Origin of the sequence: Candidatus Vicinibacter affinis (assembly GCA_016714365.1) — a bacterium.
Lineage (GTDB): Bacteria > Bacteroidota > Bacteroidia > Chitinophagales > Saprospiraceae > Vicinibacter > Vicinibacter affinis.
In genome coordinates this window covers 2,648,843-2,671,563 of record JADJNH010000005.1, presented here as the reverse complement: position 1 = coordinate 2,671,563, position 22,721 = coordinate 2,648,843, and the positions used below count along the sequence as shown (strand labels likewise).

Annotated in this window: 20 protein-coding genes; 5 read left to right on the top strand and 15 right to left on the bottom strand. The window is 35.8% G+C overall.

Annotated elements, in window-relative coordinates; translation table 11 throughout:
* Positions 1-7 precede the first annotated feature (7 nt).
* From IPJ53_10580 to IPJ53_10570, 3 genes are all read left to right on the top strand, one after another.
* Entirely contained in the window at positions 8-1,582 is a 1,575-nt protein-coding gene (locus IPJ53_10580) for a M48 family metalloprotease (GenBank protein ID MBK7799551.1), read from the top strand.
* A 43-nt stretch (positions 1,583-1,625) separates the two neighbouring features.
* On the top strand, positions 1,626-2,855 hold the full coding sequence (locus IPJ53_10575; protein ID MBK7799550.1) for a CHASE2 domain-containing protein: 1,230 nt from the start codon (positions 1,626-1,628) through the stop codon (positions 2,853-2,855).
* Between the two features lie 117 nt (positions 2,856-2,972).
* Positions 2,973-3,902 (top strand): hypothetical protein, encoded by a 930-nt coding sequence (locus tag IPJ53_10570; GenBank protein ID MBK7799549.1) that lies wholly within the window; start codon positions 2,973-2,975, stop codon positions 3,900-3,902.
* Between the two features lie 73 nt (positions 3,903-3,975).
* Here IPJ53_10570 and yajC read toward each other — a convergent pair whose 3' ends face one another.
* Both yajC and IPJ53_10560 read right to left on the bottom strand, forming a co-directional pair.
* Entirely contained in the window at positions 3,976-4,266 is a 291-nt protein-coding gene (yajC, locus tag IPJ53_10565) for a preprotein translocase subunit YajC (protein MBK7799548.1), read from the bottom strand.
* A 61-nt stretch (positions 4,267-4,327) separates the two neighbouring features.
* Positions 4,328-4,813, bottom strand: coding sequence for a DUF1573 domain-containing protein (locus IPJ53_10560; protein MBK7799547.1), 486 nt, complete (start codon positions 4,811-4,813; stop codon positions 4,328-4,330).
* 36 nt (positions 4,814-4,849) lie between these two features.
* Here IPJ53_10560 and IPJ53_10555 point away from each other — a divergent pair, with 36 nt between their 5' ends.
* Both IPJ53_10555 and trxB read left to right on the top strand, forming a co-directional pair.
* Positions 4,850-5,362 carry an AAA family ATPase gene (locus IPJ53_10555; GenBank protein MBK7799546.1) on the top strand — a complete coding sequence of 171 codons (513 nt, stop codon included), beginning with the start codon at positions 4,850-4,852 and terminating at the stop codon, positions 5,360-5,362.
* Positions 5,363-5,391: 29 nt separating this feature from the next.
* Complete coding sequence (trxB, locus tag IPJ53_10550; protein MBK7799545.1) at positions 5,392-6,324, top strand: thioredoxin-disulfide reductase; 933 nt, start codon at positions 5,392-5,394, stop codon at positions 6,322-6,324.
* 38 nt (positions 6,325-6,362) lie between these two features.
* Here the strand turns inward: trxB and sppA are convergent, their stop codons facing one another.
* The 13 genes from sppA to IPJ53_10485 form a co-directional block, all read right to left on the bottom strand.
* Complete coding sequence (sppA, locus tag IPJ53_10545) at positions 6,363-8,150, bottom strand: signal peptide peptidase SppA (GenBank protein MBK7799544.1); 1,788 nt, start codon at positions 8,148-8,150, stop codon at positions 6,363-6,365.
* An 11-nt stretch (positions 8,151-8,161) separates the two neighbouring features.
* Complete coding sequence (locus IPJ53_10540; protein MBK7799543.1) at positions 8,162-8,812, bottom strand: deoxynucleoside kinase; 651 nt, start codon at positions 8,810-8,812, stop codon at positions 8,162-8,164.
* Positions 8,812-9,321, bottom strand: a complete 510-nt coding sequence (gene folK, locus IPJ53_10535) for a 2-amino-4-hydroxy-6-hydroxymethyldihydropteridine diphosphokinase (GenBank protein ID MBK7799542.1) — start codon at positions 9,319-9,321, stop codon at positions 8,812-8,814. Before folK ends, IPJ53_10540 begins: the two co-directional genes overlap by 1 nt.
* Entirely contained in the window at positions 9,303-10,853 is a 1,551-nt protein-coding gene (locus tag IPJ53_10530; GenBank protein ID MBK7799541.1) for a M28 family peptidase, read from the bottom strand. Before IPJ53_10530 ends, folK begins: the two co-directional genes overlap by 19 nt.
* 10 nt (positions 10,854-10,863) lie before the next feature.
* Positions 10,864-12,210, bottom strand: a complete 1,347-nt coding sequence (locus IPJ53_10525) for a hypothetical protein (GenBank protein ID MBK7799540.1) — start codon at positions 12,208-12,210, stop codon at positions 10,864-10,866.
* Position 12,211: 1 nt separating this feature from the next.
* Positions 12,212-14,041 (bottom strand): UbiD family decarboxylase, encoded by a 1,830-nt coding sequence (locus IPJ53_10520; GenBank protein MBK7799539.1) that lies wholly within the window; start codon positions 14,039-14,041, stop codon positions 12,212-12,214.
* A gap of 49 nt (positions 14,042-14,090) precedes the next feature.
* Positions 14,091-14,873: an SDR family NAD(P)-dependent oxidoreductase gene (locus IPJ53_10515; protein ID MBK7799538.1), complete on the bottom strand. Its 783-nt coding sequence runs from the start codon at positions 14,871-14,873 to the stop codon at positions 14,091-14,093.
* 5 nt (positions 14,874-14,878) lie between these two features.
* A complete protein-coding gene (locus IPJ53_10510; GenBank protein ID MBK7799537.1) occupies positions 14,879-16,225 on the bottom strand; it encodes a TlpA family protein disulfide reductase in 1,347 nt (448 codons plus the stop codon).
* 95 nt (positions 16,226-16,320) lie between these two features.
* Complete coding sequence (locus tag IPJ53_10505) at positions 16,321-17,043, bottom strand: hypothetical protein (protein MBK7799536.1); 723 nt, start codon at positions 17,041-17,043, stop codon at positions 16,321-16,323.
* Between the two features lie 111 nt (positions 17,044-17,154).
* A complete protein-coding gene (locus IPJ53_10500) occupies positions 17,155-17,556 on the bottom strand; it encodes a CBS domain-containing protein (protein ID MBK7799535.1) in 402 nt (133 codons plus the stop codon).
* Positions 17,557-17,610: 54 nt separating this feature from the next.
* Positions 17,611-19,638 carry a urocanate hydratase gene (locus tag IPJ53_10495; GenBank protein MBK7799534.1) on the bottom strand — a complete coding sequence of 676 codons (2,028 nt, stop codon included), beginning with the start codon at positions 19,636-19,638 and terminating at the stop codon, positions 17,611-17,613.
* 3 nt (positions 19,639-19,641) lie between these two features.
* The gene (locus IPJ53_10490) at positions 19,642-22,089 is read right to left on the bottom strand and encodes a glycoside hydrolase family 2 protein (GenBank protein ID MBK7799533.1); all 2,448 of its coding nucleotides are present in this window, start codon (positions 22,087-22,089) and stop codon (positions 19,642-19,644) included.
* Positions 22,090-22,277: 188 nt separating this feature from the next.
* Complete coding sequence (locus IPJ53_10485; protein ID MBK7799532.1) at positions 22,278-22,700, bottom strand: hypothetical protein; 423 nt, start codon at positions 22,698-22,700, stop codon at positions 22,278-22,280.
* Positions 22,701-22,721: the final 21 nt, after the last annotated feature.

Sequence of the window (22,721 nt, the reverse complement as noted above, 5' to 3'; positions counted from 1 at the left end):
TTTCTGAATGTTGTCTTTTCTTAAAAATTTCTTTATTGTATTTTTTCTGGTCATCTTATTTAATAGTCAGGTCCAGGCCGGGCACAAAAATTATAAATTGAGAACTGTCGAGAAGGTTCTGTCGAATTTATACCGTGCTGCTTCGATTCCTCAAATCCACAAGCCAAAAATAGCTCTGGTAAAAGGCTCCAGCATTGGAGCTGTTTATGTTCCTGGTCAAAATCTTATCAGGATTGAAGAAAAGCTCTATGATATTTGCATAGAATTTAACAAGGATTCATTGAATGCTTTGGCGTTCGTTATTTCGCATGAATTAAGTCATGCCATTCAGAAGCATGTAAAATTCAGCAATGATGCTTCTAATTTCTTAATGACAAATAACATGGGTAAATCTAAATTTCATGAGGAGAAAGAAGCTGACCTTCAGGGGGCATTTATTTGTTATTTGGCAGGCTATAATCCTTCAAAAGTTTTAAAAAATTTAATTAATTCTATATACGATCAGTATAAGTTAAAGGATGAAATTCTTGCCAATTATCCTCCTAAATCTGAGCGAATTAATAGTTCGGATTCAGTTTTGGAAATGGCAAATGAATTATATCAATTATTTGAATGCGCCAATATTTTGATCATTCAGGCTGAATATAAATTAGCTGATTTGTGCTATCGGTATATTTTGAAAAAGTATCAGGGAGCTGAAATTTACAATAATCTTGGATTGGTGAGTTTGTATTTGGCTTTTGAATTGCATGATGAAGAAAAGGATTACTATGCATATCCATTCGAATTGGACTTAAACTCTAATCTAACTAAAATCAAAAGAGCCAGAGGACCTATTTCGGAAGAAGACAGGATCATTAGAAAAAGGCACATTGTTCAGGCGGTTCAATTATTTGAGAAATCATTGGAACTTAATCCTGAATATTCTACTGCCGCGATAAATTTAATTTGTGCGCTCAATCTTGAAGGAAATTATCTGAAGGCTGTTTCATTTTATAATCAGTTTTTAAAAACCAATAGAAGTTTATTGCCTGATAAATTGATGAAATTAAAAATGGCAGTGGGAATTAGCTTTGCATTGCAGCAACAGAGTAGTTGTTTAACTTACTTTAAATCAGTAATAAAATCACCTGTTTTATTACTAAAGCATATGGCTTACCACAATATAAATATTTTCAATAATTGCTTGCCGGGTCCTTTAAGTTCTGAACCTTGCTTACTTAAAGAGCCGAGATCAAAAGTAGATGATGTTATTTTGAGCTTATATGAATCCGATGTTAGAGCATGTGTGTTAGATGATCGGAATGGTGGTTTTAAATTTTTGTATCGTGTTGATGGTCATTTGATTAGATATCAATTTCAAGCGCCTATAGGACCTGTTTTTTCGATTCAAAGACATTTTGAATCCTCTTTGGAAAATCTAAATTATTTGCCAGTTTTAAATCAGGTAATTGGAAACAGCAATACTTTTTATGCCCAAACCCCCAGTGGAAATTATTTGCATTGTAAGCAAACGGAATTTGTATATTTGCTAGATAGAAAAGGGAATATAGTGGAGAAAATTACTGCGAGGCAATATTAATTTTTTTGAATTTCATTTTATTGTTAATTTAAGTTATTTATTTTTGAATCAGTTTAAGTATTATCACGGTTTTATTTTTTCAATCATATCGGTGTTGTTTCTGTTTTTATTGCACCACCTTCCTGTTAATCAATTATTTATAGATCCTTTTAGTGAAGCAATAAAGCATCAGGATTTGATTGATGTTTCTTTTTCAAAATTCAGGGATCACAGTGATCCAAAATTATTCGACAGCAGAATCTTTATCATAAATTCAGGAATCACTGACAGAAGAAAAGTCGCAACGACAATTAATTACCTTTCCAGGAAATCAACCAAGGTGATTGGTATTGATTTGCTTTTTGATACCTTGTATTCAACTCCTGCTGATACACTTTTGAGAAATGCAATTTTAAGTTCACCGAAATTGACTTTGGCATACTCTTTTGAAGAAGCAAAGTTGCATAAGCCATCGACTATGGAAATGCACAGTCACCCGTTTTTTACCAAGAGTGATAACCAAGCCTATGTAAATCTTGCCACAAACGATGGATTTTCTGTTCGCACTTTTGAACCATTTCATAATGTGGAAGGCAATTTAGTACCATCTTTTTCCACAAAAATTGCATTGATTTTTAATCCTGATATTTTAAGCAGTCTTAATGCCAGAGGTGTAGACAAGGAGTGGATAAATTTTAGAAGAGTTCAGCCAGGAGTCTCCGGCATGATTTATCCTATTAACAGTGGACAAAATTCACATTACGCATTGGTGAACATTGATCAGTTTCTTAATGATACCAGTTCATATGACGATAATTATTTTAAAGATAAAATTGTGCTGGTTGGTTTTTGTGGTGAACATGATGCCTCTCTTTCCATGAAAGATCGGTATTATACGCCTCTTAATGAAAGGTCATCGGGAAGATCTATTCCGGATATGTTTGGGGTAATCATTCATGCCAATATTATTTCTATGTTGCTGGATGAAGATTATATTGATGATGTGCCTGAGTGGTTGTTGTATCTTTTTTCCTTTTTTATATTTTTTATCAATTACTATATTTTTTTAAAAGTAGTCGAGAAAAAACTTTTTTTCACAGTGGCTTTTATCAGGCTTATTCAAATTTTACAGTTTGTTTTTTTATATTCTTGCTGCATTTTACTTTTGTGCGGATTAAATATCAAACTAGGGTTTATTCTAATTATTACATCGGTGATCCTTTCGTTTGAATTGTTTGAGTTTTATCAACATCGGTTTAAGCATAGAGTGAATAAAATTTTGTCAACATATTGATGTTGTGAATTGTTAATTTGAATATTTTTTACATAAAATGTAATAGACTTATTAATTTATTGATAACCTATTGGGTTTTTAGGTACTGTAATACATAGTCCAATTAAATCTAAATTTATGTCACTCAGAGTTGTAATTGTTTTACTTGTAAGTTTTATCTATTCGGTTAGTTTTGTCAAAGGTCAGGAACTTGCTGCCGTGTATATTCAGGGTAATGTCAAAGTATGTAAGCAATCCGAAAATTCAAATTTAGCCAAAATGCTGGTTCATGGACCCGTATTTCTGGATCAAAAACTGATTTTGGCTCAAAATGCAAAAGTTAAACTTCTTAAATCCAGTGGTGAAGTTTGTGAGATTTCAGCACAGGGGACTTATTTAGTAAATTCGTTAAAGTTTGTGGCCCTTCCTGAGAGCTCCATCTTCAGTCGGTTGGGAGATTATTTCCTTTCTTTTTTTACAACCCACACTTCATCCGAGTCTAAAGAAAATTACAATAATACCGTACTTGCTTTTTCCCGAGGAGAAGACGCTGCACCACTATTGAATTTTCCAATGTCAGGTCTGTTATCTGCTGATTTATATAATATAGATTTTAAATGGACTCATTCTTGTGATTCTTGTAATTTTATTCTTCAGATTTATGATTTTGATTCAAAAGCGCTCGTATTTCAGAGCTATGTAAATTCAGTAAATTATACCCTTGTAAGTCCATTAAAATATCTTACGCCAGGCAAAAAGTATTTTTGGAATATTCAGTTGGATAAAAGTGTAATAAAGTCAAACTCATCAAGTTTTACCGTTTCTAAAAAAGGTGATTTTAATTTAAAAATCAGTGAGATTGACAATGCCTTGAGCAAAGAGACACTTAAGTTGCAATCATTGCCACGTACTTTGATGGTTATGAGTAATTTGCAAGAAAATCAGCAAATAAATTATGCTTTCCAGTATGCCAAATTGTCAAAGGCCAAGCAACCTAAAGACAAGTTATTAGCAGAATACTTGGATAAAATTTACTTTGAAGAACTGAAGAAAAGGTTACAGCAATAACCCCTATTTGTTCTTAATAAATAATGCGTTAAGAATGAATAAATCTAAAGTCGACCTTACTTGGTGACTCAATTTAATCTAAATAATTTTTGTCCTTTAAAGATTCAGTTGCTTCCTTTGAGATAGAAGATTTTAGAACTTTGATAAAGGACTTTGAATCAATCTGAAGCTCTACAACAAAATCTTCAATTTTCGTTATTCTCCCTATCATTCCTGCTCCTGTTGCAACCTGATCACCCTTCTTAAGGTTTGCAGAAAAATTGTTTTGTTCCTTTTGCTTTTTTATTTGCGGTCTTAAAAAGAAAAGGTACATAATTCCAAAAATCAAAATCCAAGGCAGCAACTGCATAATCATTCCTTCCATATTCAAATATTTTTATAGCTGTATGTTTACTTGCAAAGCTAATTGCTTTTATTAATTGGTTTCATTTTCTTTTATTTTTTTGAACAAAACACCTTATAGTGACTTCATTTTGAGTGGGTTGTGTGTTTGCAACCACTGCAATGGTTTTGAGTTGCCAACCTGCTTTGTCATGGCTGTCAAAAATAATATTGATCTTACCGGTGTCACCTGGTCGGATAAAACCTTTTGGCCAAGCTGGAAATGTACATCCACAGGAAGAGTTGACATCATTGATCAGAAGTCGCGCATTGCCTTTATTGACAAAGAAAAAGTCATGGGAAACACTGTCTCCTTCTGTAATTGTTCCGAAATCATATTCCTTTTCCAGAAATTCAATTTTAGCAATTCGATCCTTACTATGTGGGGCATCTGCAGTGGCAGAAATTCTAATGGCATCCAGATAAGGATCCAGATACTCCTCTTTTTTAACCTTGGAATCCCTATTTTTGGGTTCGCAGGAATAAAGGCTTAAAGAGAATACAATGTATACAAGGACTAATCGCATCATGCAAATTAATGAACAATTTACAATTGATAAAAGCAAATGACTTTAAATAAACACATTGTTCTGATTGGAATGTCCGGTGCTGGTAAATCTACCCTGGCAAGAGCCTTGGCTGATACATTTAATTTGAATTGTTACGATACCGACCAGTTAATTGAATCAGCTTATGAACTTGATATCAATAATATATGGAAAAATTATGGTGAATTCGAATTTAGGGTTATGGAGCGAAAAGTTTTGTTTAATGTTCTAAACTGTAATCCGGGGGTGGTTGCAACTGGAGGAGGATTGCCATTTTTTTTTGATCATATGCACCAATTGAAACAATGCAGTACAGTTTATCTTAAAGCTGATTACCATCTACTTCTGAGCCGCATTGCTGAATTAGATAAACCTTTGTTTAAGAATGATATACATAAAGAAGATGCCATAAAATACATCTTAAATACAAGGCAATTTTTCTACAATCAAGCAGAGTTAAAATTGGATGCTGGACAGAAAACTGAACAATTGGTGAACATTTTAGGACGGATATTCTTATTAGAAGGCTAATTTTGCTATTATCAATTAAAGTTTCAAAAATGAACATTCATCATTGTATTATAATTGGGTCGGGGCCATCAGGTTATACAGCTGCCATTTATGCAGCAAGGGCTAATATGCATCCTGTACTTTTTACAGGTAGTGAACCAGGCGGGCAACTCATGATAACCACAGAAGTTGAAAATTATCCCGGATATCCTAAAGGGGTGCATGGTCCGCAAATGATGGATGACTTTAAGAATCAGGCTGAAAGATTTGAAACGGATATTAGATATGAAAGGATTACTGGAGTGGACTTTAGCGGTCCTGTCCATAAAATCTGGACAGAATCCGGAGAGGTGTTGCATGCTCATGCCATCATTATTTCTACAGGAGCAAGTGCCAAGTGGTTAGGATTGCCGGCCGAGCAAAAACTTATGAATAAAGGAGTTTCAGCATGTGCGGTCTGTGATGGTTTCTTTTTTAAAGGATTGGAAGTTGCAGTAGTAGGAGGGGGAGATACCGCTGCTGAAGAGGCCAGCTATTTGGCAAAGCTTTGCCCGAAGGTACATTTACTGGTGCGGAAAGATCAAATGAGGGCATCCAAAATTATGCAGGAAAGAGTTGCCTCAAATCCAGCAATACAGATCCATTACAATACAGAAACATTGGATATTTTAGGGGAAGAGGAAGTAACCGGCATGAAAATTATTAATACAGTTACCAAGCAAATATCAGAAATTCCAATAAAAGCTTTTTTTGTAGCTATAGGGCATAAGCCAAATTCTGACCCTTTTCTAAATTGGCTGGATATGGATGAACAAGGTTACATTAAAACCATTCCGGGTACCAGTAAAACTAAAGTGCCAGGAGTTTTTGCCAGTGGAGATGTACAAGATAGAATATATCGTCAGGCAGTAACAGCAGCTGGCAGCGGTTGTATGGCCGCTCTGGATGCAGAAAGGTATTTGGCTGAAAACGGGATTATTTAAGTTTAATATTTTATCGTTTTATACTTCTTAGATTTTACTCAATAGAGAATTTTAATAGGGAGCCTCATTTGAACTCCGGTATTTTTTTGGATGTTTAACCACTCCTCATAATATGGATAAACTGATCCAAGGTTTTCTTTGAGAATCTTTTTTGTCATCGTGGATTTTATATCATCTTCATCACCTTTGATTTGATCAATGAACTTTTGGACAGGATCTTTTTGTTGAGGATACTCTGTAATTCTATAACGATCTATTGAGGCTAAAGTAGCAGCGGATTTGATGGCGTCGTCTAATTCTCCAATTTTACTGATTAAGCCATTTTGCAGAGCCTTTGAACCTAACCAGATTCTACCTCTGGCAATCTCATTAACTTGATCAGTAGACATGTTCCTGCCTAAAGAAACTACTTTTAAAAACGTCTTGTAAGTGTGGTCAATATTCTCTTGAATAATATTAGCTTCCTCAGTTCCCCAATTTTGAGTCAGATTAAATTTGCTGGCCATAGGTCCAGTCCCAATTGTGTCAAAATCAATACCAAGCTTTTCGTCTGTCATTGTTTTTACATTTGGGATCATCGCGAATACTCCGATGGACCCGGTTAATGTATGAGGGCTTGCAAAAATACTGTCTGCGTGGCATGCGATGTAATATCCACCTGAAGCAGCATAATCTCCCATACTGACTACTACAGGTTTGCCTTCAGCCCTTGCTAAGTCGATTTCCCTTAGGATTTCATCAGACATCATGGCTGAGCCTCCCGGTGAATTTACCCTAAGCACTATAGCTTTAACATTTTTATTTTCCCGGATATCTCTGATGATTTTGACATACTTTCTGCCAATTTCTCCTTCCTGACCGGGTCCATCAATTATATTTCCTTCAGCAAAAACAACTGCTATTTTATTTTTTGCACTGTAATCCTGTTTTGACTTTCCGTTGGCTAAAAAATATTCATTTAAGTTGACAAAATTAATTTTAGCTCCGGCATCAAGACCAAGCTTAAATCGTAAGTTGTTCTGCGCGTCTATTTCATAGGCGATGGAATCAATCAACTTATACTCAAGTGCCTTCATGGGGGAAGAGGCTAGAAATTGATCAAAAATATTTTTTAAATGGGCATTTTCAAGGTTTCGGCTCTTCGCCACTTGTTCGGTATAGAGGGCAAATTGTCCATTCAAATATTCAGATAATTGAAGTCTGTTTTCGGGACTCATTTTACTAAGTCTGAATGGCTCTGTAGCTGATTTGAATTCTCCGGCATAATAAATGTTAAATTTCAAACCGATCTTTTCCATCATCTCCTTATAAAATGGAATTGAAGCACCAAAACCTTTTAACTCAACAAATCCGAGCGGATGCATGTAAATTTGGTCAGCAACAGAATTTATAAAATAGTTTTTATGATCAGTGAAATTTACATAAGCCATGATAAATTTTCCTGAATCTTTAAATTTCAACAAGGCATCCCTAATTATTTTCAAGGTTGCATAACCATGTGCGTAATTCGAACTGATCAGGTAAATTCCTTTGATTTTTGGATCTACAGCAGCATTGATAATACATTGGGCAATGTCATGAACGCCCAATACTTTTTGCTCTTTGAAGCTGAATCCGGAAAACTGAACATTATTTGTTTGTTCTGGAAGAAAATCAGGTATTTTAATTTTCAATACAGAAGGATCAGAAATGGTGGCACTTCCTTCTCCGTCCATACTTTTGGAAGCCATACTGGTTCCTATTCCTATGAGAATTAGAAAAAGTAACAGGCCTGCAAGTATGGTTCCTAAACAAGATGCAAAAACAAATTTTAAAAATTGTCCCATTTTTTATTTTTTTAAAACATTATTCTAATATGGTGGAGTCCAGGGTTATATTTATTGGTCAAGATGTTCTTAATTTCTCCATAATGGACAGGGTTATTAATAAAATCAAAATGTTCTGCATCTAACACCAAAACAGGAATAATGGTTTGCGCCTTAAAGAAATCAAAGTATGAATTTTGAACAGTCTCCAAATATTGGTCCGAAATATTCATTTCATATGGTCTGGCTCTCTGGATAATGTGCGTTTTAATTTTTTCAAGAGGGCGATGCAGGTAAAGTATTAAATCAGGTTTAGGTATTTGTTGACTCAACGATGTAAATATTCTTTGGAACAAGGCAAATTCATCCGGAGCTAGATTGTGTTTTGCAAACAACATACTTTTTATCAAAGAATAATCTGCCAGCGTGAATTCAGTAAACAAGTCCTTATTCATTATGGTCGCTTGAAGCTGTTTTTGCCTTTCTGCCAGAAAAAACAATTCAACGGCAAGCGCATAACGTTCCGGCTCCTTATAAAAGTATTCAAGAAACGGATTTTCTGCAAATTGTTCCAAGATCAGGTTGCTATTCAAATCAGTAGCAAGTTTTGTAGTTAAGGTCGTTTTTCCTGCTCCAATATTGCCTTCAATGCAGATATAGTTATAAGGGATATTCTTCTTCATCAATTTATCGTATAAACTTCCAGAGGGTCTTCACATTCTTCATAAAGTTCCTCAATGCTTTTTTTAAATATTGGGTGTATTTCGTTACCGGCAATTTCCATTAAGGGGACAAGTACGAAATTACGTAAATGCAATTTTGGATGAGGAATCTCTAAATCCATTCCTTTAATAACATTCTTTCCCCATAATAAAATATCGATGTCTATAATTCTAGGCTCGTTTTTCTCCTTGCGGACTCTACCCATTTGTTTCTCAATGTTATGAATTTCTTGTAACATCTGATCCGGTGTCAATTGAGTTTTAATTGCGATAGCCTGATTTAAAAAACTCGATTGATCAGGATTTTCCCAAGGTTGGGTCTCATAAAGCGAGGATTCTGACTGGATTTTTCCAATCAAATTTTCAATAAATCCTTTAGCCTTATCTAATTGATATTTCCTCTTCCCTAGATTAGTGCCAAGAAGAAGATATACGATTGAACCGTTAGTGTTTAATGGTTGAGCAGACATTTAATGGTTTTCGTTCGACTGCCTTTTGACAGTGTTGCAAAATACAAGCCTCCTGGAAGATGACCTAAGTCAACAATCTTTCGATCGCTTCCATCTTCTTTTAATATTTTTTGGATACAAATCTGACCCTGCTGATTAATTAGAGTTAATTTGAAACTTTCACAAAAGGCAGGACATTCAATCCATAGCTTTCCTTGATAAATATTTAGCCTGGTTTGAGAGATTATTTGGTCATCATTTTGGGTCTGTTCACTTAAGGTGAAATTTTTACTGGTACCATGTTCTATACCAGCCACCTCAATGAGGCTTGCAATGGTTGCCTTTAAAACATTGGAAGCGAAGGCAAGATCAAGGTAGTGAAGGCTGTCTTTTGGAGTGTGGTAATTTTTGTTTCTAAAATTTGCCCCGTCAGTCAACATCAATGCAGGTATATTTTTGTCCCAAAAATTAGCATGATCACTTCTTCTCAAGTCAGGTACCATACTCCCGGTACCAGGAACTTCCAAAGAAATGTACTTTAAAGAGGGTACATAATTCTTACATGCATTTGCAAAAATTTCTATAAGTTTTTTCGAATTGGTATTTCCGACATTGGTAATAAAATCTCCTTTTCGCTTATTGGCGATGACTTGATTATAAGCCTCCGGGAATAAAAAGTTAAATCCGGTTGGTAAATCCTGAGTATTTTCTTTTTCAGTATAGTAACCAATCATTTCAAAATTGAAAACTGACTCTACAGTATCTTTTTTATTGATTTGATTATTGAGATAAATATTAGAGCCAACCAAACCTGATTCTTCAAGATCAAAAAGAAGGTAGCGAACAGTTTTTTTGGCTGCATACTTGGATAGTACCCGTAAGATTTCCAATACGCCGGCCGTTCCCGAGCCATTGTCATCTGCTCCCGGTGATTGCCCATAACTATCATAATGTGCATCCACTATTTGAATTTTTCCAGGCAGGTCAGTTCCCCATTGATTGGATTCATAGTTAATACAAGTGTATTGAGGTACTGTGGACTTTAGCTCTGTTACCGGAAGATGAGCAGCCATTTGTTCAGTGAGATAAGTCCTTGATTTTTGTAAAAACGCAGGATCAGTCACTGCATTTCTTTTGCCTTGTAACGTAAGAAGATCATTTTCAAACCGTGTGACATTTATCTGATTTAAAATGTCAGAAATATCAATATTTTCGCGATCATAAGCACTTAATATGATTCTAATTTCACCTTGAAATCCATTTGGATTTGAAGTCTGTATGGTAACTTTCTTATTGGCTCCAGGATTAATTGGAAATCCAAAGTCTCCTGAAAAGTTAAGATTGGTGATTTCTTGATGTGCCTGAATACCATTCGCCCAAAAAACTTTACAACGAATCTCAAGCTCTTGGTTATCCTGATCCTTAAGTTCATAAAGCACTTCTATTTTGTCTGATCCAATGCGGTTTATAAGGCATTGTTCTAATTCTGGAATGGAATTGGCCCTTAAAACTTGAAAGATGCAAAGAAATAAAAGGATAAAGATCTGGCGCATAAGCATAAAATTACAGTGAATGAATTCTGATTTCCTTTGGCAGGTAATTTTTAAATTTTCCATTAATTTGTTTCAACCACCCAAGATTCGCCTCTTCAAATCGGGCAATCTGCCAAACTTGCTCGCTATTAGCTTCTGGTAACAAGTATTGGTTAGCCCGAAGATAATCCAAAGCTACATTTTTTTCTAAATTAACAAAAGTCAAATTTGAATTAAGAAATGGGGATTGAGATAAACCATGGGCGGGAAACCAATCCTTCCCCTTGTAATGACCCAATGGAATTCCTATGTGTCTGATTCTCAATCCGGATTCGTAAATTTTTAAGATGGAATCTTCTAAATGCGATGGAATGATTGATGGTGTTGACTGATGGATGATAGTGGAAGAATCAAACGGCAAATCAAGGAATTCAGACCCTTTTAGGGGCAAATCTTTCTTGTGAGCCCAAGCTTTTGTGTGATGTTCCTTATCAGGTTTATTTCCATGTTTTTTTAAAATTGAAAAACTAAATCCTTCGCCTTTATTTCTATGCGGAAAACTCTTATAAACGTGGACATTATTTTCATGGGAAGATATTAAGTCTATGCCATCAATTTCAGTGATTTTAATGGATTCAAAATTCCCATCACTTATGAAATTACTGATTCTGTCTTCATTTTCGAGCTTATTAAAGGTGCAAGTAGAATAGATGATAAATCCACCATCAGCCAATAAATCTGCCATTGATTTTAATATTTCCTTTTGCATACTAACACAGCCCTCGATTTTTTTTCTATTCCACTGAGTGCTGGCCTCCTTTTCTTTTCTAAACATACCTTCACCACTGCAAGGTGCATCAATCAGTATGAGATCGTATTTAACACCGCTTTTTAATAAGTTTTGCAATGGACCATAACTTACCAGGCAATTGGGATAAGCCCATTTTTCTATATTTTGTCTTAGGATTTCACTCCGATGTGAATTAAACTCATGAGAATGAATCAAGGAAGTCAATGGGAAAAGGGAAGATAAGTGAGTGGACTTTCCCCCGGGTGCAGCGCAAGCATCTAAAATGTTTGGTGAAGGGGGTAGGGGAAGTTGTTTTACAATGGATTCAATTACCATTGAAGATGCCTCCTGAGGATAATAGTGTCCTGCATGAAAATAGGGGTCCAGAGTATATATTGGTTTTTCTTCTAAATAATAGGCATGGCTTGCCCAAGGTACCTTTTGAATTAGATTAAAATTATTTTGAGGTTTTAATGGATTTAATCGAATGCTGATAGGAGGTTTTTCATTTAATGCATTTGCAAATGAATCAAATTCATCACCCAGAATTTCATCCATCATGATTTTAAAATCCGGATGTATGTTCATTTTAAGCAAATGGTTTTAAACAAGCAACAGAATGAAATAACTCATCAACTTTATCTTGAACATGTTTGTCAACAATTAATTCTGGCGCATGATGGGGTTTTATTCGTGCATCAATAATTAATGAGCCTTTACAACCCCAATGTTTATTTTCTATGAATTCATCAACTCCATAAATATCGTTCGCAGGATTACTTCTTGTAAATGTTACCCATAAAAAGTTGTTAAAATTGCTGGATACAAATTCAGCATCATCGACCAGGATCAAAAGAGGAAAACCATTGGTTTCGTTATGTTTTAATCCTTCACTGATTGCTTCTACTTCCGATTTGGTTTGAATAGCATTCTTGTATTTTGGGACTCCAAGTGCGATTATCCCTGGAGCTATCAACTTAATTTTTTGAACAGTTGAAATGTTTGGAAAATCACCCAATTCCCGAGAAAGAGTTCTTTGTATATTTCGATTACAGGCCACCACCAACTTTGAGCCACTGTTCCAGTTTTCACCGGAATAGTCAAGTGTGTCAATTGTTGTCTTCGTATAAAAATGCAGATCATTTTTCCAATCTACCCTGCGCAGAAAGTAATCAAAAAATTCAGGGACATTTTTAGTTGTGAGATTCGGTGCATCATCATTAGTTGAAATGAATAAATATTTTGCTAAAGAAGTTTGTCCCTTTCCAAGAATATGGTTTGCCTGAGTAAGAATTTCTTCAGGGGATTTTTCTCGAAATGGCATGTATCTTTCTGATCCAATAGCCAATAACAGAGGATGCACACCTGCCACATCCACGGCATGAATTTCCTTAACCCCCGGAAATTCATTAGTAGTAAGTTCCTTTACCATCTGATGTATGAGGTGGCCGAAACCTGAGTCTTCCTGGGGAGGTCTTCCAACTACTGTAAAGTGCCAAATTGGATCAGTCTTATGAAATATTTTGTGAACTTTTAGAACCGGAAAATCATGTGTAAGACTGTAATACCCCAAGTGATCTCCAAATGGACCCTCAGGTTTTAGTTGATCTTTTAAGACAGTACCCGTGATACAGAAATCAACTTCAACTGGAATGAAATAACCTTCATGCCAGGTGTATGGATATCTTTTATTACCAAGCAATCCGGAAAAAAGTATTTCACTCATTCCTTCAGGTAATGGGAAGATAGAACCCAAAGAATAGGCCGGAGGTCCACCCACTCCAATACTAATTTTAAATTCTTTTGTCGTTTGATTATAGGCTTTATGGTGAATTCCAATTCCTCTATGCAATTGATAGTGCAGTCCTACCTCCTCTTCAGGAAGGTATTGGTTGCCGGTTAACTGAATCCGATACATCCCAACATTGGCATCTTTAAGCGATTTGGATTCGGGAGGGAAACTGATTACTTGAGGTAAGGTTATAAAGGCCCCTCCATCATCAGGCCAGGATTTAATTAAAGGTAATTGACTTATTTTGGTTTGATGTTGAAGCACTGGTTTATTGAAAATAACTTTTTTGGGAAGTGCATTGGTAAGAAATGGTAAAAGGCGTATTGATTTAAACGGAGATTTCAGCAGTTCTGCAGGATTTACTTTTAATCGAATGAGTTGCTCCATTTTTGCCAGCGAACTTCTGAAAATAAACTCCGATCGTTCATTCGTTCCATAAAGATTGGAAGCTGCCATGAATGGACTGGACTTTACTTTTTCAAATAGAATGGCAGGTCCTCCTTTGTCATAAATCCTTCTGTGTATTTCAGCCATTTCCTGATCAGGATCCACTTCTACCGGAATTCGGAGGAGTTGTCCAGTTTTTTCCAGATCATTTAAGCACGAAACTAAATTGGGGTATGACATTTGATAATTTCTTTCAATCCGATCAGTCTATATTTTTATGTTTGAATTCTTAAATGTCCTCATATTTTCTACCACTTCGGTCTACCAGACTTGCAGAAGCCTGTTGGGTACTGGTCATCAAAATGTCCTGAATATTTACATGCGGAGGACAACTTGCCATGTAATAAATTGCATCAGCCACATCTGAAGCCTTCAATGGGGTAAAATCTTTATAAATATCAGCTTTAATTTGATCTCCTTCAAAGCGATTGATGGCAAACTCAGTTTCCTCAACATGTCCAGGACTCACTTGCCCAACTCTAATTCCGTGTGTGACCAAATCTTGCCTGATGCCTTTGGTTAAAGCCTCTACTGCAAATTTTGAAGCACAATATACATTTCCCTTTGGATAAACTTCTTTTCCTGCAGTGGAGCAAATATTAATAATATGTCCACTTTGCCTTTCGATCATTCCTCTGGAAATCAACTGGGTCATGAAGAGAAGACCTTTTACATTGGTGTCGATCATTGTATTCCAGTGTTCAAGTTTACCATCTTGAATAAAATCTAATCCAAGGGCTAATCCGGCATTGTTCAGAAGGATGTCGATTTTATCAAAAGGTGGACTAAGAGATTCGATCGCTTTTTCGCATTCTTCGTAGTTTCTGACATCAAAGGATAATTGACATACCTCAGCGCCATAGTCTTTAATTAATTTTTCGGCAAGTTGATTGATTCTATTCGATCTGCGACCACAGATGATCAATCTGTATAATTTAGTGCTTGCAAATTTTATCGCTGTAGCAAGTCCTATTCCGGAACTCGCACCCGTAATTAAAATATTCTTTTTCAATATTTTTACTTTAATAATTCTGATATAGTTTTTTCAAATTCTTGCTTAAAACTTGTGTAAACTGAGGTTGCCGGGCCATCAAACCCAGTATGAATTTTATGAATTTTGTTGGTTTTATCAAGGAAAATCATGGTTGGAAATGATCTGATACCATCCACCTGTGGAAACGCATTACTTGCGGAATCTTTATTGGCAATCCCACCATACAACACTTGGTACGGCAGCTTCATGGCAGCTTTATAATCTGCAATTCTTTTAAACGCTTTTTTCTTGTCTGGATTTCGTTCAAATGTAATCGCAATCACTTTAAGATCCTGGTTAGGGTGTTCTGTTAAATAATTTTTTAAAAATTCACTTTCATCCCGACAATTTGGACACCAGGTACCCATTATCTGAATAATCTTAACTTTATTTTCATATTCAGAATCCAGATTACTAATTTGAATTCCATCCTGATTTTCGAACTTAAAAATCATTGGTTTATCCTTAACCGATTTTGTAATGTTCTCTGGATTATTAAGTTGAAAATCTTCATTTCTGTTAGCTTCAAATTCAGCTTTATAATTTTTTCCCGAATAAAAGGTACCCTGCATTTTATTAGTTCCAACACTGGCTTCAAATAAAAATAAATGGGCACCATCAAAGCCAGATATGCTCATTTTGTTTCCTGAAATTTCACCGGATAAAAACCTGTAATCACCGGTTTCTGTTCGAAATGTGCCTTGTACATTATTTCCTTGCTGTACAAACTCTCCGATTCCTTCATATTGATCAATGGAATCTTTATCAAAGATTGTTTGCCATTTTCCACTAATATTATACGAACTATTTTCAGGTGTTCGATAGAATCGGTAGGCTTGACCGTAAGTTGCTTGAAATGGAATGCTGTAATTTGATTTATCCAAAACAATAAAATCTCCCGACATTTTATTGTATTCAAAAATACCTTTTATTTGGGCATCATATGGAGTCAGGTGAATGATAAAAGTGTCATTGCCCGTTCTGATATCTCTTCCATGTTCTACGCTGTCAAAACGAATTCTTTCCGTTCCATTGATAAATTCAACATGAAACTCCTTCTCTGCATCATAAATAACCTCAAAATTGACTGGCACAACAGTTTTTTGTGATTCAGGAATAGGGTCTCTTACGATTTCTTCATCTTTGCCTTTGGTTACAATCAATTGGCGTCGGTCATCCAATATAAAGGTTCCTCTCCAAATACCGGGCGTAAGAACATCATTTTGCTTTGGTATGGAAATGCATGATTTGAATAAATTCAATGAAACGATGAACAGTAGAAGAAAATGCAGCTGAAATTTAGCGGGTATTGAGAATTTTGAAACAGCCATTTATTTATTAGTTAGCCTTTAATTTTCACTCATAATACAATATTCAAAGCAAATTTGTTGCAAAAAAGATGCAATGAAAATATAAGTGGTGAAAATTAATTAAGCTCCTTAGTGTTAAGAATTGCGGATGCCTGCATTGGCCAGGATTCAATAATTTTATCATCAATTTCTTCAAACTGGACCATCAATTTTCTAATTTCTTTATTCTGGAGGCTTGAAATTTGTTCAAAAGTATTGATTCCCTGATTTTGCAATTGTTTTGAAACCTCGTCATCAATGCCCATAATCCAATGCAGAGGATCTGAAGGTTTTGCTTTTTTGTGAATACTTTCGAATTTTTCGTCACCAATGAGGTTATTAATAATTTCGAGATGTTGATCTAATATTAATTTTAATTCCTTGATAATGGATTTATCTGAGATCGTTTCAGTCGCATTTACTTCTTTATTCAGTTCTGTTTGGAATGGTTTAACTGTTGCCTTGATCTCAGGGACAACCTGTGATTCGACGTAGTTAGGCTTTGATTCAATTTCTTTTTTAAGCAGAATAAAACGATTTTCAAGCATTTCATATTTGGCTTTCCAATCTTCATAGGCTACTTTATAGGTCTTCTCTTGTGCCTGAATTAAACTAAGCTTATCATCAGCGTCCATTTTTTCTTTTCGACATAAATCAAATGCTAACTTAATTTGATCTTTTTCATTCAGAGCAGAATCAGTTAAAGTCTTTTGCCTTTTAAGATTAAAGAACAATGTCAGAATACTAGCCAAAGCCAATATGGCAAAAATGGAAACAAAAAAAATGTATGTATTGCCCATAAAAGATCTTAAATTAAATCAAAATCATTAATCAAAACACTCTGCCTTGTATCTTTCCATTTAAAAAAAATGAACAGCAGATATTATACGAAATCTAAAATGCAAACAAGTTTAAACTTGTTTGGCAGGATACTCTCTTTGATATTCGTATTTTAGCACATCAAAAGTGGTTATAATTCCTACTAATTCTCCATTGTCTACTACTGGAAGTGCATGAAATAAATGTTCCATGAAAACCTCCGCCGCAGTCCCAATTTTATCAGTTGATTCCAAAAAGGCCAGTCTTTTAGTCATGACGTTGCCAACTTTGGTTTTTTCATAATCCTTATGATCGACGTTCAACTTAAATAAGTCATAGGTAGTTACCAAGCCAACCATTTTTTTCCCTTCCACCACCGGAACATGGTGAATACGGTTGTTGATTAAAATCTCTTTTACTGTTTGCAGTGAATCTTCTTGGCTGACTGTCAGTAGTTTAGTAGTCATAATGGAGCCTACTGTTTCATTCATCATATGCTTGAGGTTTTAAAATTTTGTCCAAAATACAAAGTTATTCAAATTGTCCTATTAAAATAATTTATCTATCAATTCCTGGTCTGCGTTTACAGGAATTGTAATGTTTAATCCACTTTTTTGCTCCATTATCTGACGTGCAGTTGTAACTGCTCCCGGATTCCTTCCCCAGGCTCTTCTGGCAATTCCATTGGCTACATCCCATAACATCATTGATTCAATATTTTGTTCAGACTGATCTGTTCCATCTATGACCATTCCAAACCCACCGTTGATTACTTCTCCCCATCCGACACCCCCTCCATTGTGAATCGAAACCCAGGTTGCTCCGCGGAAACTATCACCTATGACATTTTGGATGGCCATGTCTGCTGTAAACTTAGACCCATCGGTAATGTTCGAGGTTTCCCTATAGGGTGAGTCTGTCCCGGAAACATCATGATGATCCCTTCCCAGTACAATCGGGGCACTGATTTGACCAATTCGGATGGCTTCATTAAGTGCTTTCGCTATCTTAATTCTTCCGATCGTGTCTGCATAAAGTATTCTGGATTTGCTTCCTACCAGGGGTAGATTAGCAGATGCATTTTTGATCCAATTTAAATTATCCTGATTTTGTGATTTGGTATTGCCTTCTGTCTCGTTTACTAACCTTTCCACAACCTCCGCAGCAATTTTATCTGATTCTTTAAGATCTACCAGATTTCCTGAGGTGCAAACCCATCTGAACGGTCCAAAGCCATAATCAAAACACATCGGCCCCATAATATCTTCAACATATGAAGGATATCGATAGGTTCCTTCAGATTCTGATTTCCATATTTCCGCGTTTGCCTTACCGGCTTCCTTTAAAAATGCATTCCCGTAATCCCAGAAATACATGCCTCTTGATGAAAGTACATTGATTGCAGAAACATGCCTCCTCAGTGTTTTTCTCACTTCTTCCATAAACTGGGCTTTGTTCTGATTTAACAGAATTTGAGCTTCTTCAAAATTATATCCAGAAGGACAATAACCCAGGTCATCAATGTTGTGGAGGGAGGTTTGGTCGGAGCCAAGAGCAACATTTATATTTTGAGCCACAACAAATTCCCAGAGGTCAACAATATTACCAGCATACACCAGACATACGCCTTCTTTTTTCAACTGCCATTCTTTCGCCACTTCAAAAAGATCTTTTAAATCATAAAACACATTCTTTTCGAGAATATAGCCGTCAAGAACTCTTTGATTGATAGCAGCAGGATCTACTTCAGCGATGATGCAACAAGCCTTGCAAATGACAGCCGCAATGGATTGAGCGCCCGACATGCCGCCCAATCCAGAAGTTATAAACAGGTGGCCTTTTAAATCATTTTGACCCAAACCCTTCAACCTTCCGGCATTCAATAATGTAATGGTTGTTCCGTGAACAATACCTTGTGGGCCAATGTACATAAAACTTCCGGCCGTCATTTGGCCGTATTGTGTTACCCCCATGGCATTAAACTTATTCCAATCTTCTTTTGAACTGTGGTTGGGAATCATCATGCCGTTGCTTACGACCACCCTCGGCGCATTTTTATGTGATGGGAATAATCCAAGTGAATGCCCGGAATATAATACCAGTGTTTGGTCTTCTTCCATTACAGCTAAATATTTCATGCATAACCGGTACTGTGCCCAATTTTGAAAAACAGCGCCATTTCCTCCATAAGTGATTAATTCTTCCGAGTACTTGGCAACCAAGGGATCAAGATTGTTTTGGATCATCAGCATAATGGCAGCTGCCTGTTTCGTTTTACAGGGATATTCTTCTATTGGTCTTGCATACATGGAATATTCAGGTGCAAATCTGTACATGTATATCCTTCCAAATTCCTCCAATTCTGAAAGAAATTCAAGTGCAAGAATTGGATGCATTTTTGCGGGAAAATATCTCAATGCATTTTTAATTGCCAGCTTCTTTTCCTCAACAGAAAGAACCCCTTGAATATTTCTTTTTGGAGCATGTGGGAACAAAGGGTTTCTGTTTCTGGATTCTGGTAAATTATCTGGAATCCCCTGAAGAATTTGATCCTTAAATAGATTTTTGGAAGACATAAATTACTTTTCTAAATGATCGTAAAGGCTAATGATTTCAAGATCTTTAAGGTCTATTGATTTGTTTTGAGTCTTGCAACTAATGGACAATTGTTCACCCGGAGCCAGATCAAAAAAATTAGGAAAAAAGGAAGATGACTCATTCTCTTCAATATAAACTGCCTTGCAAAATTCAGTAGAACTGATGAGAAATTTATATCCTTCATTTGTCAAAACCAATGAGTCAATTTTAAAAGTTGGTTTTCTGAATTTTACATGTTTAAGTTTTGTAAAAAAGGTAAGGGATTGACTTGATATGGAGTCATAGTTCCAGTCAATTTTTAAAACTGTTTGATCTTCTTGAAGGTTTTCAAATAATTTTATTTTGTCAAGGGTATAAATTCTTTTACACTGTTGTGTGCCCATTTTTATATACAAGGTATCCAAAGCAATGTCTCTTTTGTCTAAAGTCTGAACAGCAATTTTGACTGTTACCAGGATCGGAGCCATTTTATCTGAATTTGCAAAAATTTCTATTTTGTCTCCAGTAGTTTTTGCAGAAACCAGTACTGGTTGAAATACGTTTTTGGTTTTGTGTTGAAGGGCTTTCCATCGTCCCCAGTAATCAATGCTTGACCAGGAAATTCCCGGCCAGCAATCGTTCAACTGCCAATACAAAGTGCCCATACAGTAAGGCTTAGCAAGTCTGTGTGCAGTAATTGCAAGTCCTATACCTTCTGCTTGGTTAAGTTGGTTTAAGTAAATTAGACTTTTAAAATTTGTAGGAGACGGTAAATCTCTTTGTAGATATTCATATATCAATTTATTTCCTCGGGGATGTTTTTGATGCGCCAATAATGATTTAGAATCAAGATTTAATTCTTCTTCAGGCGCAAAAGTTATGATGGTGCTTAATGCAGGCAATGCCTGAAAACCCATCTCACTCATAAATCTTGGCACTCTTTGTTCAAATTCTTCAAATTTCATTTCATCATGCCAGATACCCCAGTCATGGGCATCACCTTCTGTGCGAAATTTTGTATCTCCACGCCCGAAGAGTGGGGATGATTCCCAATAGAAATTTGAATTCGAATTTTCCTTGACTATTTTAGGTAATAGTTGATTAAATAGGTAAGTGTAATCATTCCAAAGTCTATTTTTGGTGGATGCGTCAAGTCCAATTTGCCACCCCCATCTTTGCCAGCCTTCATTGTTTTCATTGTTTCCGCACCATATTGCCACACAAGGGTGAGCGCTAATTCTTTTGACTTGTTCTTCTGCTTCCAATCGTACATTTTCCATAAAATCCTGATCTCCTGGATACATCCCACAAGCAAACATAAAGTCTTGCCAAACTAAAAGTCCAAGCTGGTCACATTTTGAATAGAATTGGTCAGTTTCATATTGTCCGCCTCCCCAGATTCGAATCATGTTAAAATTACATTTCTGCAGGTCCTCCAAGAGCAAATTTGCCGAATCCTCTGAGGTTTGGAACAGATCCCTCGGTATGTAATTCGCTCCTTTTGAAAAAACAGGCTTATTATTGACCAAAAAATAAAAAGATTTACCCCATTTATCAGGTTTGTGCACCAAGGAAATAGTCCTTATTCCAGTTACAATATTTGATTCATAAAGTGTGTTTTGTAAAGTATCCTTGCAGGTAATTTTAACATCATATAATTTAGCTTTACCACTGCCATTGGGCCACCATAATTCCGGGCTTTTGATCTTAAATTTTAATCGATATTCTCTAAACGCCGGGCTAAACCAAACTTTCCGCGTGACTTTGGTAGATCCAAAATCAATATTAATTTCATAGGGTGTAAGGCAGTTAGATTTTCCATCCAAAACAAGCTCCAGATCTGCATGCGTTTTTTTTAATTGAAGCGTATTGATTCGGAGATTTTCTATCATTACATCATCATAGGCAATTAAGGATGGACTTGTTCCAAAACCCATGGTTATATATTTTGGACCAAAATCCCACCCAAAATGAAATTGAGGTTTTCTGGAAACAACCCTGATTTCTCCAGGTAAAGCTGTAGGTGATTTTTGGTAAATTTCCTGTGATTTTCTTTGGGTTGAGGTAAAATGTACGATCAGTTCATTGCCGGAAGCTTTAAGTAATTGCTTGCACTCAAATTTCCAGGTGCGGAAGGCATTATTTGTTTCTCCAAGCAGGGTTCCGTTGAGACTCAACTTCGCATAAGTGTCAAGTCTGGCAAATTGAAGTTCAATTTTCTTACGCAAGAGCATAATTGAGTCCACATCAAATATGCATTTAAAGATCCAGTCTTTCTCTCCAATCCATTGAAGTGTGGATTCGTTTTGTGAATAATAGAGTGGGGGGATGTCGCCATTTTCGAAAAGTATTTTGTGCACAAAACCTGGTATAGCACAAGGTGTCCAATCTTTCTGATCCAATTGTCTGAAATGCCATGTTTTATTAAGTAATTTTATCTCAGGAGTCATAGCATCCAGTTGATTAAAGATTAAAAAGGGTATCAAAACAAGATATGAAATGAAGCGACGCACAAGGATAAAATTGTATTTTACATGGCAATTGAAACAGGATACAAAAAAAACTTGTTTTTTAACTCTACATAATAAAAAAAAAGGCCCTCGTTAAGAAGGCCTTTAATAATAAGAATTAGAATCAATTAATTAACTGAACCTGAAGATTTTACCTCTCCGGTGCTTGCTGAACCTTTGGAACAACATTTACCTTTTTTGGATCCACAAGATTTACCTGAATTAGGAGTGGTAGATGCTTCACTGGCTGTATAATTTACGAAAGTCGCTTTTGCTTCATCGTAAACTACTTCCTGAGCTACCTTATTTCCGTTGGCATCAACACTGTTTTTAAAAAAACAAACGCTTTTAGTGTCTTTGCAAGTTCTTTTTTCAATGGATGCATCGCTTTCTGCAGCTTTCAGTGCTGCATCACTAACAGAGGCTGATTTAGTACAAGAGGAGGCTTTTGCGGCACAACAAGCTTTTTTGGATTGTGAGCAAGACTGTGCAGAAAGGTTTAAAGAACCAAGGAACAGAACAAATGCGGAGAAAAAGAATAGTTTTTTCATTTTTTTATACTTGTTTAATTA